General features: G+C 37.8%; 14 protein-coding genes. 9 read left to right on the top strand and 5 right to left on the bottom strand.

Annotated elements, in window-relative coordinates; translation table 11 throughout:
- Nucleotides 1-20 precede the first annotated feature (20 nt).
- Genes LG34_RS02835 through LG34_RS02820 form a run of 4 tightly spaced genes read right to left on the bottom strand, consistent with a single transcriptional unit; the run spans nucleotide 21 to nucleotide 2,900 of the window.
- Complete coding sequence (locus tag LG34_RS02835) at nucleotides 21-755, bottom strand: ABC transporter ATP-binding protein (protein ID WP_109214786.1); 735 nt, start codon at nucleotides 753-755, stop codon at nucleotides 21-23.
- Nucleotides 756-776: 21 nt separating this feature from the next.
- Entirely contained in the window at nucleotides 777-1,856 is a 1,080-nt protein-coding gene (locus tag LG34_RS02830) for an ABC transporter substrate-binding protein (RefSeq protein ID WP_109214785.1), read from the bottom strand.
- Nucleotides 1,853-2,635: an ABC transporter permease gene (locus LG34_RS02825; protein ID WP_181369272.1), complete on the bottom strand. Its 783-nt coding sequence runs from the start codon at nucleotides 2,633-2,635 to the stop codon at nucleotides 1,853-1,855. The genes LG34_RS02830 and LG34_RS02825 overlap by 4 nt, the downstream gene beginning before the upstream one ends.
- The gene (locus tag LG34_RS02820; protein ID WP_109214784.1) at nucleotides 2,604-2,900 is read right to left on the bottom strand and encodes a thiamine-binding protein; all 297 of its coding nucleotides are present in this window, start codon (nucleotides 2,898-2,900) and stop codon (nucleotides 2,604-2,606) included. Before LG34_RS02820 ends, LG34_RS02825 begins: the two co-directional genes overlap by 32 nt.
- A 604-nt stretch (nucleotides 2,901-3,504) precedes the next feature.
- Between LG34_RS02820 and LG34_RS02815 the strand changes: the two genes are divergently transcribed.
- From LG34_RS02815 to LG34_RS02805, 3 genes are all read left to right on the top strand, one after another.
- Complete coding sequence (locus LG34_RS02815; RefSeq protein ID WP_109214783.1) at nucleotides 3,505-3,798, top strand: hypothetical protein; 294 nt, start codon at nucleotides 3,505-3,507, stop codon at nucleotides 3,796-3,798.
- A gap of 138 nt (nucleotides 3,799-3,936) precedes the next feature.
- Nucleotides 3,937-5,478 carry a hypothetical protein gene (locus tag LG34_RS02810; protein ID WP_109214782.1) on the top strand — a complete coding sequence of 514 codons (1,542 nt, stop codon included), beginning with the start codon at nucleotides 3,937-3,939 and terminating at the stop codon, nucleotides 5,476-5,478.
- Between the two features lie 10 nt (nucleotides 5,479-5,488).
- On the top strand, nucleotides 5,489-6,457 hold the full coding sequence (locus LG34_RS02805; protein ID WP_109214781.1) for a glycosyltransferase family 2 protein: 969 nt from the start codon (nucleotides 5,489-5,491) through the stop codon (nucleotides 6,455-6,457).
- Here LG34_RS02805 and LG34_RS17440 read toward each other — a convergent pair.
- A complete protein-coding gene (locus LG34_RS17440) occupies nucleotides 6,341-6,877 on the bottom strand; it encodes a hypothetical protein (protein ID WP_431602595.1) in 537 nt (178 codons plus the stop codon). The two genes, LG34_RS02805 and LG34_RS17440, sit on opposite strands and share 117 nt — an antisense overlap.
- Before the next feature lie 443 nt (nucleotides 6,878-7,320).
- Here LG34_RS17440 and LG34_RS02800 point away from each other — a divergent pair, with 443 nt between their 5' ends.
- The 6 genes from LG34_RS02800 to LG34_RS16910 all read left to right on the top strand — a co-directional run bounded on the left by LG34_RS02800 (nucleotide 7,321) and on the right by LG34_RS16910 (nucleotide 12,613).
- Nucleotides 7,321-8,760 (top strand): hypothetical protein, encoded by a 1,440-nt coding sequence (locus LG34_RS02800; protein ID WP_109214780.1) that lies wholly within the window; start codon nucleotides 7,321-7,323, stop codon nucleotides 8,758-8,760.
- A gap of 38 nt (nucleotides 8,761-8,798) precedes the next feature.
- A complete protein-coding gene (gene pssD / locus LG34_RS02795) occupies nucleotides 8,799-9,263 on the top strand; it encodes a PssD/Cps14F family polysaccharide biosynthesis glycosyltransferase (protein WP_109214779.1) in 465 nt (154 codons plus the stop codon).
- Nucleotides 9,264-9,274: 11 nt separating this feature from the next.
- Nucleotides 9,275-9,772 (top strand): glycosyltransferase, encoded by a 498-nt coding sequence (locus LG34_RS02790; RefSeq protein ID WP_109214778.1) that lies wholly within the window; start codon nucleotides 9,275-9,277, stop codon nucleotides 9,770-9,772.
- Nucleotides 9,773-9,786: 14 nt separating this feature from the next.
- Complete coding sequence (locus LG34_RS02785) at nucleotides 9,787-10,887, top strand: glycosyltransferase family 1 protein (RefSeq protein WP_109214777.1); 1,101 nt, start codon at nucleotides 9,787-9,789, stop codon at nucleotides 10,885-10,887.
- Nucleotides 10,888-11,000: 113 nt separating this feature from the next.
- Nucleotides 11,001-11,453 (top strand): acyltransferase, encoded by a 453-nt coding sequence (locus LG34_RS17240; protein WP_181369271.1) that lies wholly within the window; start codon nucleotides 11,001-11,003, stop codon nucleotides 11,451-11,453.
- Between the two features lie 14 nt (nucleotides 11,454-11,467).
- Nucleotides 11,468-12,613 (top strand): O-antigen ligase family protein, encoded by a 1,146-nt coding sequence (locus LG34_RS16910; RefSeq protein WP_109214776.1) that lies wholly within the window; start codon nucleotides 11,468-11,470, stop codon nucleotides 12,611-12,613.
- Nucleotides 12,614-12,624: the final 11 nt, after the last annotated feature.

Genomic DNA, 12,624 nt, shown 5'->3' with positions numbered 1-12,624 from the left:
AAGGTAAAATGTTTAGCCACTTAAAGTCTGCTTATAATGTCACGTTTATAATTTAAAAACGTTTCCGTCAGATAAAAATCATCCGGTCGCGGTTTCTTCTCACGAATCACGATCTCATCTTTAATCTCGCCCGGTGTACCATTCAAGATGTAAATGCGGTCAGATAAAAGAATCGCTTCATCAATATCGTGCGTAATAAACAGCGTTGACAGATCAATGTGCGTCATAATATTCAGATACCACTTATGAATATTGGATTTTGTAATGGTATCCAGTGCGGAAAACGGTTCGTCCAGCAGCGCGACACCGTTGGATGACAGATATGTCCGCAGAAGCGCTGCACGCTGACGCATACCGCCGGAGAGCTGACTTGGATACTGATACTGTGTACCATCCAGACCAAAATCTGCAAACAGTGGATCTGCTTTCTGGCGTGCATCTGCTTTTTTCATGCCCTTTAAGACAAGGGGCAGCGATACATTATCAATAATTTTCTTATGAGGCAGCAGCAGATCTTTCTGAAGCATGTAGCTGATCTGTCCCGGAGTGGAAGTGATCTCTTTATCATTCAGATACACATGTCCTTCCTCCGGTGTAGTCAGGCCGGAAAGAATGTGAAACAATGTCGTCTTTCCGGAACCGCTGACACCAAGAAGGCATACTAGCTCACCCTGATTCAGTTCGATATTGATATCTTTGATGATCGTTCGCTGTCCATATATTTTTGTAATATGTTCTGCTTTTAATAATGCCATTTTTATTTCCTGTTTGAAATCTTAATTACCACCTAAGTAGTCGTTTGAAAATCCCTGTCCGGTCAGATCTTTGGAGGTAAGTCCGTTATCTGCCAGCCATTTGTAGAATGTATTCCAACGATCCTCATCGATGAATCCCCATTTCTGAGCATCTGCGATGTACTGCTCGGAAATATACTGCTGAGAAGCCTGAACCAGATCTTCAGATCCGCTTAAGGAACCCGTGTTGTCACCGGCGATCAGCATGTTTGCGGCATCTACCGGATTCTGGATGGCATATTCATAACCTTTCTGAGTTGCCTCAAGGAATTTTTTAGCAACATCCGGGCTGTTCTGTAAAAATTCATTGTTTGCGATGATAACCGGTGTGTAGTAATCAAATACCGGGTTTACATCTTTAAAGAAGAAGAAATCACAAGGTGTTTTCTCTACGTTTGCATTGATTCCGCCCCATCCGTAGAATACCCAGATGGCATCTGTCTGATGAGCAGCCAGAGCAGCCGGTTCATCTGTGATATCGTTCGGGATCAGATTTACTTTATCAAAATCACCACCGTCACCGTTGATAACAGTTTTTAAAGTAGCAAGTTCGATCGGGGACTCCCATGTAGAATAAGTTTTGCCTGTCATTCCTTTCGGAGTGTCGATACCGTCACCCTGACGGGAGAGGATACCGGAAGTGTTGTGCTGGAGAACAGCAGCAACCGCTGTGATACCAAGTGGATTATCGGAATCCAGAGATGCAGCCATAGTATCCTGCGCTTCAATGGCGAACTGAGCCTGACCGGAAGCACACATTAATGCAGCACCGTCCTCTGGTGGCTGAACGATCTGGACATCCAGACCTGCCTGCTCATAGTAACCAAGCTGCTGAGCAACGTATAAACCGGTATGGTTTGTGTTCGGTGTCCAGTCCAGGCAGAATGTGATCTTTGTCAGATCTTTATCAGAGCTGGAAGTGTTCTCTGCGGCAGCAGAAGAGCTGTCGGAGGCATTTCCTTTTGCAGCGTTGTTGTCAGCATTTCCGCATGCAGCCATGGAAAATATCATAGCAGCTGCTAAAGATGCAGCAGCAAGTTTCTTTAAAAATTTGTTTTTCATACTTCTTTTCCCTCTTTTTCTGTTCTTATCCAAGGCATGGATAAGTTTCTGATAATGTTGACAGCGAGCATCAGCAGCAAACTGATGATCACGATAAAAATAATAACAGCAAACATTTTGTCGAATGCGTATGCCTTTTTGACACGGGTCATATAAACACCAAGTCCGTTGAATCCACCGAGCCATTCTGCAACAACAGCGCCAACCACAGCGTAGGAAGCAGAAATCTTCAAACCGGAGAAAAACTGGTTCAAAGCGGATGGAAATTTTAAATGCCGGAAAATCTGAAATTTTGTCGCTCCCATGGCGCGCATCAGATTGACCGCATCCTGATCCACACTTTTATATCCGTCCAGCAGACCGACTGCGATCGGGAAAAATGTGGTGATGACAACCAATGCAATTTTTGGTGCCATGCCAAATCCCATCCAGAGCACCAGAACCGGCGCAATGGCAATGGTAGGAATCGTCTGTGTGATTACCATCAGCGGATAAAATGCCCGGTTGATGGTCAGAAAACGATCCATCAGTGTGGCACTGACAAAAGCCAGCAGGATACCGATGCAAAGACCGTAAAATGCCTCCTGCAGGGTGTATCTTGCATGCATCAGGATCAGCGGCATGTCTGAGATCAGCGCTTTTGCCACATTGACCGGTGACGGCAGCATATAAGCCGGAACCAGTCCGGATACACAGATCAGATACCATGCCAGCACGATCAGGCATAACGCGATGATTGCCGGAATCTTACTGGTGATGCTTTGTAACTTTTTTGTCAATGGTCAGTACATCTCCCTCTGGTTTAAAAGAAATTTTTACATAAGTATTCATAGCCGGGCAGCCTGCTTTTGCAGCAACGAGCTGACAGTTTTTTACGATTTCCATCAGTTCGTCATAATCGCCTTCGATGGATGTCTCGCATGGTCCCACATAATAGTTCAGACCTGTAGATTTGATATAAGCAATGACTTCGTCTACGATACGAATGACTTCATCTTCATCTGTGACTGTCGGTAATACTTGAATAGCTACACTTGCGTTCATTATTTGTTCCTCCCTGAAAATAAAAGTGAAATTTAAGATCCATCTGTGAACCTTATTACATTAAGTAACCATAACTCCCATGCCATATCACATATTCGCAGCAGAAATAAGAGGCATTTTTGAACGCAGAATAAGCATTCCCCCCCCCATTTCAAGTGCGTAGAGCACTAAGCGGTGGGTAAGGGGGATACTTATGTCAGTGGGAGTTAAAAGCTCCCACTGACAGGTCGCAAAGCGACTGCGTTCATGAGCAAGTAGCGAAAAACGGATTGCGAATGGCCGCTTTACTTGATTATGCAATACATGTGGTGCTGCACATTTTTACAATCAAAAAAGCACCAACCGGTTGGCAGATGCTTTAAGAATGTCTGATAGTTTTCTCTACTATTATATTCTGTAACACTTCCTACGATGGCATTGTCCAACAGGTATAAGGGTCAAAGGTCTGTCCTTACTCTCAGCGATATGCTCCCCTGGTTAATTATGAAACAGAAAATCCGTTTGTATGGCACTTTACGGGTAAGATGTTAACGCAGGAGAGTGGAATTGTCAAGGAAAAACAGCAAGAGAATGATATTGTGAAAAATCTCAAGGAGATGGAATTATGATATATGAATTCGCTTTTAAAAACTTTAGCTCCTATAAATCAATGGCAGACCTTCTATGTCTATTGAGGAACTGGAAAATACAGTTAAAATATCAACAATTGAGAATTCATATTTCATATATCGTTCAGTCAGAGGATTCTTTCTTTCAATCAGAAATTTATAAAAATATGTCTGGAGGGCATCCAACGGCTGTTGCATATAGTGGAATGGCAAATGCTTATGAAAGACTTTTAAACGAGTGTATAACTGAAAATCAAGATTATTTTTTTGATACATATATATATGATTGACGAGTGGCAAGGATTTGAAAATACACAGCTTTTAGATTTTAAAATAGCAGGTTTGGTGAAGAATTTCTTTACAATGTAAGAAAATGAATGCATAATGTTGAAGGTGAAAACAAAAAATCAGATGGGAGAATCTAAATAATGAAACGAGTACAGGAAATCGTACAAAGTATGTTTAGAATGCTAAATAGTGCCATTGCTGGTATATATGGTTTAATGATGATATTTATCGTGATATGTTGTATTTTCTTTGCGCACATACGTTATTGGAGATTATCTTATAGTGAAAACTTTTTGCCTGCAATTGTATTATTAATATTTGGTGGAATCACAATATGTGGCATTGTGACAATTTGCAAAAGGGCAGATAGAGAATGTAAAATAAAACCTATAATTTTCTGGATAGTTGTTCCGGTAATGATATTTTTAATGCAGATATATTTTGTGTGGAATTATTATGTGTATACAGATTGGGATGTGGCTTCAGTAGTAGGACTTGCTGATAAAATTGCACATAATGAATCAACAGATATATATATTAATTATTTTTCGAGATATCCAAATAATTTATTTTTGGTATTTGTCTTTTCGAAGATAATGGAAATTGTTCATTTTTTGGGCGGTCATGCGCATGAATATTTTATGCTTTTGTGCGTACAATGTGCGTTTAATACATGTACAGGAGTACTTCTTGCAAAAATAATAAGTAAATTGTTTCATAATCGTGTTTTAACGATGGTGGGATATAGTATATATTTTTTTTTAATAAGCTTGTCACCTTGGGTTTCGATTCCATACTCTGATTCGATAGCATTAGTATTTCCGATTTTGATAATGTACATTTATGTCAATAGAGAAAAATTTAAGTGTTTTTCGTGGTTTGCGATTCCGTTTTTATCTTATATTGGATATAAAATTAAACCACAAACAATGATAGTCGCTATTGCAATTATGTTAATAACAATTTTAAATATAAAATTAAGCTGCATTGGAAGAGGATATTTAAAAAAAGTGGCAGCTCTTATCTTGGGATTCTTATTAGCATTAGGAATTTCAATAGCCGCAGTGAGAAGCCTGAATATACAGCTTGATGATGAAAAAGCTTTTGGAATAAAACATTTTTTTATGATGGGAATGAATACCCAGACAATGGGAGTATGGGCCGGGGACGATGTTTCTTATTCAGATTCATTTCAAACGGTGGAAGAACGTGATCAAGCAGATCTGCAGAAAGCATTTGAGCGTATTGAAAATATGGGTGCAGTGGGTTTCTCAAAACAAATGATAAGAAAAACGCTAACAAATTATAATGACGGAACTTTTTTCTGGGGTGGAGAAGGGGCGTTTTACATAAATGTTATGGAAAGAAATACAAAAATCAGTGGTTTCTTGAGAGGACTTTATTATAATAGAAATTATAGTTCTGTTGGAAAATATAATACAGTTTGGATAAATTTTGTCCAAATGATTTGGTTAACTTGTCTGGGATTAGGAATTCTGGGAGTATGCTATAAAAATCAAAAAGAAAGAAGTGTACTAATGCTTTCTGTTATAGGATTAACGATATTTGAATTACTTTTTGAGGCAAGATCCAGATATTTATATGCTTATGTTCCATTATACATATTGTTGGCAATATATGGAGTAGCACTTTTACTAAATAGAGCAGAGAAAAAGAAATGAGGTGTTTGAGTTGGATACAGTGTTGTGGATAGTGATACCATGCTATAATGAAGAAGACGTTTTGCCAATTACATCAGAATTGTTTTTGAAAGAGTTAAGCCTGTTGATTGAAAAAGAAAAAATTTCGAGCAAAAGCAGAATACTATTTATAAATGATGGAAGCAGAGATAAAACATGGGAAATTATAAAAAATCTGGCGGAAAAGGATGAACATTATATTGGTATTTGCCAAAGCAGGAATCGAGGACATCAAAATGCTGTATTGGCAGGTTTAATGGAAGCAAAAAAATATGCGGATATTACAATTTCTATTGATTGCGATGGACAGGACGATATTACAGCTATGGAAGCTATGATAAATGAATATCATAATGGATGTGAAATTGTATATGGTGTCAGAAGTAAACGAGATACAGATACTTTTTTTAAAAGAGTAACAGCAGAAGGCTTTTACAAGTTGCTGAATACTATGGGAGCAGAGGTTGTTTATAATCATGCAGATTATCGATTGGTTTCCCGAAAAGTGTTGGAAGCATTTTCAGAGTTTAAAGAAGTGAATCTGTTTTTGAGAGGCATGTTTCCGCTTGTGGGATTTAAAAGTACATCTGTTTATTACGAGCGGCAGGAACGTATGGCTGGTAAATCTCATTATCCACTCAGAAAAATGCTTGCTTTGGCATTTGATGGTATAACAAGTCTGTCGGTTAAGCCTATCCAGATGATTACTAATTTCGGAATATTGGTGTCAATTATAGGATTTATAGGAGTTATATGGGCTGTTATTAGCTGGGCACTTGGAAATACGGTTTCGGGCTGGGCAAGTATGATATGTGTGATATGTTTTATTGGTGGTGTTCAATTGTTATGTACAGGTGTGATTGGTCAGTACATTGGGAAAGTTTATATGGAAACAAAACATCGTCCACGTTATATCATAAGTGATCGAACGTATGAAAAGCAAAATATGGACGACAAATAGTATAATATTGATATGGCAATAAAAGTAGGACGGGAAGATAAAAGACAAGTCTTCACGTCCATATTTTATTTCTTCCTGATAATAAGACTTAAGCTGCATTCTGGAACTGTCGTTTACTTCCCAAAGAACATTGCCCTTTGAAACCTGATAATATCTGTCGTTTACCTGACATAATCCTGTATAGTCGTAATTTACTTTCCCATTCTGAACCAGCCAACGGCTGTTTTTCCCATCTGCAACAGTAGTTGCACTATAGTCTAGCTTCCTATTTCGGCAGTACCATGTTCCATACTGATTGTCGCCGAAGCCGGTATAGTTGGAAGAAATATGTCCGTTTTTGGTATAAAACCAGCTGTTGCCAATTTTTTCAACATTATTCTTTGATTTTGCACTTGCGGATAATGGATTTAGACATAACATGCAGAATACCATTATCAACAGTAATAGAGTAACTTTTTTTAAAAACTTTATTTCTAACCTCCATCATTTATAAAATGTATTCTCGGAATCTTCCTAGATGAAGAAGTCTATGAAGAATTCTGAGAGTACATAATAAATACACAGTGTATTATAACTATTCCACACCATGCAATAGTTTACTACAATTAATAAAATAATTCAAATTATGAAATTATGAAGGAAATTTAATAAATTTATGAAGAAACGAATGGAAGGGGATTACAAATTGACAGTTCCTGTTTGCATATGCTATATTTCATTGCTGTATGTATGATATTCTGTTCAGAATGGGTGAGGAAAGGATTATTTCTTGTAAAAATAACGAAAAAGTGATAAAGTGAAACATATTAAATACTTACAGAATGTACGAAAATTGTCTGTTGGTATTATAATGGAGGAAATTTATGAATTCAAAAAAAGATTATAAGAAAGTTCAGGACAGCAGAATTGTAAGCGTGACAGAATTACTTTTGGAACTTTTTAAACGAATTAAGCTAATAATGTTGGCTGCAGTTGTCTTTGCAGTTGCTTTGGGCGGATATAAGTACATAAAGGATAAAAAATCCGCAGATATTAGTCCAGCAGAGGTGTCAATAGAAGAGGCGGGAAAAAGCCTCACAGAGGAAGAACTGGAACAGGTAAGATTAACAGAATATACACAGACATCTCTGGAAAAGAAGCAGGAGTATGCAGAGAAATCTGTATTGATGCAGCTGGATCCGTATAATGTCAGTACAGCGTCCATTCAGCTTCTCATTGGAACAGATAATAATGAACAGCTGGCGGATCTTAAATATGCATATTATATGTATGTAAATGATGGACAGTTACTGGAAGATTTAGAAGACAGCGGAGTAAAAGAAGAAACACAGTATCTGAATGAAATCATCAGTTATGAAGATGCTTCGGCAAATAATGGAAGCAATACGACTGGCAATATGGTAACGACGAATACAGGTAGTACTTTTGGAGTGAAGGTAAAGTATGCAGACAGGGAATCCTGTGAAAAACTTGCGAATAATATTATTTCCTGTATCTCAGATTATGCAAAAACACTGAGTGGAAAAATGTATACTCATACAGTAACAATGGTTAACTGCTCTTATTCCAATATGGTTGATTCTTCTGTTGCACAGAAACAGTCAGATTGTATGACAGCGATCACTACGTTGAAAGATCAGACAAAACAGTTGACAGAGCAGTTAAACGCGACACAGAAGCTTATGCTGGAAAAAGAGAATCAGGAATCATCTTCTGATGAAGATAAAGCAGCAGTTGTTACAAAAGTTTCTATTAGTAAAAAGTATATTGGACTTGGCGGAGCGATAGGAATTGTTCTTGCCGTTCTCTATATAATTATTGCATATTTGCTGCGTGGAACAATCAACTCAAGTAACGACATTAAATATTTATATAATAGCAGAGTGCTAGCTGAAATCCCGGTATCCGGAAAAAATGTTCTTTACAGAAAAGTAAGAAAGAAACTTTTAAAAGACAGTGCGTCAAATGACAAAGAATCAGCATTAAAGTTACTGGTGTCAAATGTAAAATACGAATGTGAGAAAAATGATATCCACGAAATGATTATGGCATACGCATGCGAAGATAAATATATGCAGACATGGGTTGGAGAAGCGGAACAGCAGTTACAGGAGGCAGGAATTAAACTTTGTAAAGTAGCAGGTGGATTGGAACAGGCGCAGGCGGTGGAAGAAATGAGCCGTTTAAAAAATATTGTTCTTGTAGAAAAGCTTTCCGGTGCCCGTTATGAAACCATAACCCGTGAAATGGAAATCTGCATGGAACATAATATGGAGCTTATAGGTATTGTTGCATTGAATTAGAGGAGATTACAATGACTGAAAGGAGAGGGGTCTACTCAATGAAAAAAGATAATATAAAAGTATGCTTGGTTGGATCTTCAGGAGGTCACCTGACGCATTTATATATGTTAAAGCCATTTTGGAGTACCAGGGAACGTTTTTGGGTTACTTTTGATAAAGAAGATGCACGAAGTTTATTGAAAGATGAAAAAATGTATCCATGCTATTTCCCGACAAACAGAAGTTTGAAAGCATTGATCAAAAATACAAAAATTGCATGGAAGGTACTGAGAAAGGAACGACCGGATCTGATCATTTCATCAGGAGCAGCAGTATCTGTTCCGTTCTTTTATCTGGGAAAACTGTTCGGTGCAAAGTTGATCTATGTGGAAGTGTTTGACAGAATCGATAAACCGACAATGTCAGGTAAAATGGTATATCCGATTGCAGATAAATTTATTGTGCAATGGGAAGAACAGAAACAGGTATATAAGAAAGCAATCAATTTAGGAAGCATTTTTTAAAGGAAAAAACAATGATATTTGTTACAGTAGGAACTCACGAACAGCCTTTTGACCGTCTGGTAAAGGCAATTGATGAGTTAAAAAGGGATCAGCTGATCACTGATGATATATTTATTCAGACGGGGTATAGCACATATTCTCCAAAATATTGTGAATGGAGTAAGTTTGTACCGTATGCGGATATGGAGAAAAAGATGGCAGAAGCCAGAATCGTTATTACACATGGTGGTCCGGCAAGCTTTATTATGCCTTTGCAGATGGGAAAGACACCTGTGGTAGTGCCAAGACAGGCAGAATATGGAGAACATGTAAACAATCATCAGGTGGAATTTGTTGAAAATGTTTCAAAGCGTATGGGAACAATTATTCCGGTGTATGATATCGCCGATCTGCGGAATGCCGTATGCAACTATGATACGATTATTTCGACAATGACACAGGGCGCAAAAAGTCATAATGAAGAATTTAACCGGGAATTTGAAAAAATTGTAGATAATCTATTTCAATAGGATGTAAAGCAACGATGAAAACAAAAAAGAAAAAGGTATTGATAATCAGTACAGTTGGTTTAAAATATGAAGGAATTACCAGTGTGATTTTGGCAAATCTGGAAGCTATGAAGCGGGATGATCTTGAAATTTATCTGGCTGGAACGATAGAAGTACATCCGGAAATTGCGGAGAAGATTACTGGACTTGGATGTGAGATCATTGATCTCCCAAACAGAAGAACAGATACCACAGCATATTTTAAAGCGCTGATCAGAGTGATTCGAAGAAAGAAAATTGATGTAGTTCATGCACATGGTAACAGTGCTACTATGACAATTGAAATGGCGGCTGCTTTTTTTGGAGGATGCAGACGTCGAATCGCGCATTCACATAATACCTGTTGCGAACAGGTAAGAGCGGATAAGATGTTACGCCCTTTCTTTTATTTGTTATGTAATAAACATCTGGCATGTGGTGAAGCGGCAGGAGAATGGCTTTTTGGAAACCGTCCGTTTACGATCATTGCAAATGGCCGAAATATTGAAAAATATAAATTTGATTCGGAGATACGAAGGTCGATAAGGGAAAAGTATCATTGGGAAAATAAGACGGTGATCGGACATGTCGGCGGTTTTTTGCCGCAGAAAAATCATGCATTTTTAATAGATATATTTCAGGCTGTTCATAAGAAACAGCCTGATACAGAGCTGGTTTTGTTTGGTGATGGACCATTGCGTGGAGAGATAGAACAGAAGGTTGAAAAGCTGGGATTAAAAGACTGCGTAAAATTTATGGGACTGTCAGATCAGGTGAACTGTTTCCTGCAGGCAATGGATGGTATGCTTCTTCCGTCTGTGTTTGAGGGACTTCCGCTTGTTGCTGTTGAGTGGCAGATCGCAGCACTTCCGTGTGTATTGTCGAATGAAGTTACAACAGACTGTGCTTTTTCTGATTTGGTGGAATTTTGCTCATTAGAAGAAAACCCGGATGTGTGGGCTGATATTTTGTTGAAGAAAATTGAAAATACAGACAGAAATGAAGAAGCTTTGAATGTGATAGCTGAGACAAAAAGAGCTGGGTTTGATATACGGGATAATGCAGAGTTGCTGCATGACATATACTGCGGAAAATAAGCAGTAAATGTTTGCAGTAAGGAAGGAAGAACAATATGAAAAAGGTAATCATAGGATGCAAGAGTGTATTTACCTATATGAAATATAAAATATTATACGGAAGTCGTATACAAATGGCAAAAATCAATTCACTGAAAGGCAGGATTGAGATAGATCTGTTTTCAGATGCAAAATGCAGGATTGGTAATTTTTTGATGACGGCAGGACCTTTTTATATAAAGTGTACGGATAAGGCGGAGATTACAATAGGTGATAACTGCTTTTTTAATCATAATTGCAGTCTGACGGCAGCAGAGAATATTGTGATAGGCAATCAGTGCATGTTTGCAAATAATTTTGTGGTGGTGGATCATGACCATGACAGAAAAGATGGAAAAATATTAAAAGAATTGGTGAGTGCACCTGTTAAAATCGGAAATAATGTATGGTGTGGTGCAAATGTAACTGTATTAAAAGGGGTTACGATCGGGGATGGTGCGGTCATAGCTGCCGGCTCTGTTGTAAACAGAGATGTAGCTGCTTATTCCGTTGTTGCAGGAGTTCCGGCACGAAAAATTAGTAAGTAAGGATTGATAATTGTATGACTGCAAAGGTACGTGAGATTAATATACATAATATAATCGGTTATTTTATCCTGATCCCATTTTTAAATCCAAGAGGATTTTATGATGCCGTTCCGTTTTATAAGCCATTCATGACGGCGTGGGTTTATCTGGCATTACTCCTGATTATATTTGAGATGTGTTTACAATATAGAGGAAATTTAATTCATATGGAAAAAAGGGCGGAGATTGCCATTTTTTCCTATTTTGTAGCTGTGATTTTGATTACATTGACAGCGCAGGGAGGATTACATGAGGGGTTACAGAATATGATAGCAACTCCTTTTTTGTGTGTATATGCCATTTTATGTCTGCGCAACGATCCAAAGCATTTTATAAAAATGATATCCAATATCCTGATTGTGTTGTTTTTGTTGAACCTGACAATATTCAACCCATATATTATGCAGTATAAGATTGCGGAATATCATATTATTTTTTTGGGACATGTTCAGGTGGCAGCGCAGTTTGGGGTATTGGGAATTTTGTGTGGAGCATTGGAATTCAGGAGTAGAAAGAAAACGGCATTGTTGCTGGAACTTCTTTCTATCTTAACAATGTTGACCAGTAATGCTGCCAGTGCTATTTTAACTGTAGTCCTGCTTGTTGTGTTTATCGTTTTAGTAATCTTTAAAGTATATGGTATCTTTTGTAAAGGAATTCCAATTTATATCGTGCTATATACAATATTTAGTGCAATTCTGGTTATGGTGAATGTTCGCTTGCCAGGTTTTGTGATTTCAATGTTGAATTCGAGACAGAGTATTTGGGCAGTAGCACTTCAACATATAAAAGAAGCTCCAGTGATTGGCTATGGCGTTCAGGGAGTGACTTTGGAGTTATACTGGGGCGGAAAATTTAACTATGCACATAGTCAATTTGCACAAAATCTGCTGGATGGCGGAATTGTATTGTCGATTCTGTTTTTTGTTATGTTTGTTGCAGTGGCATTTTGTGTCAGAAAGACAGAGAATAAGATTTTAAGAAGCATAGGAACTTTAACAATGATCGCATTTATGTGTGTTGCATTGTTTGACAGTATTTCTTTTTACCCGTATTTTATGCTTACATTAATGATATTACTGTATTTGCCGGACATTTCAAAAATACAGAGCAGAACATGATTTTGTATACA

Origin of the sequence: Eubacterium ramulus (assembly GCF_003122485.1) — a bacterium.
Classification (GTDB): Bacteria; Bacillota; Clostridia; order Lachnospirales; family Lachnospiraceae; genus Eubacterium_I; species Eubacterium_I ramulus_A.
This window is presented reverse-complemented; position numbering and strand designations above follow the sequence as displayed.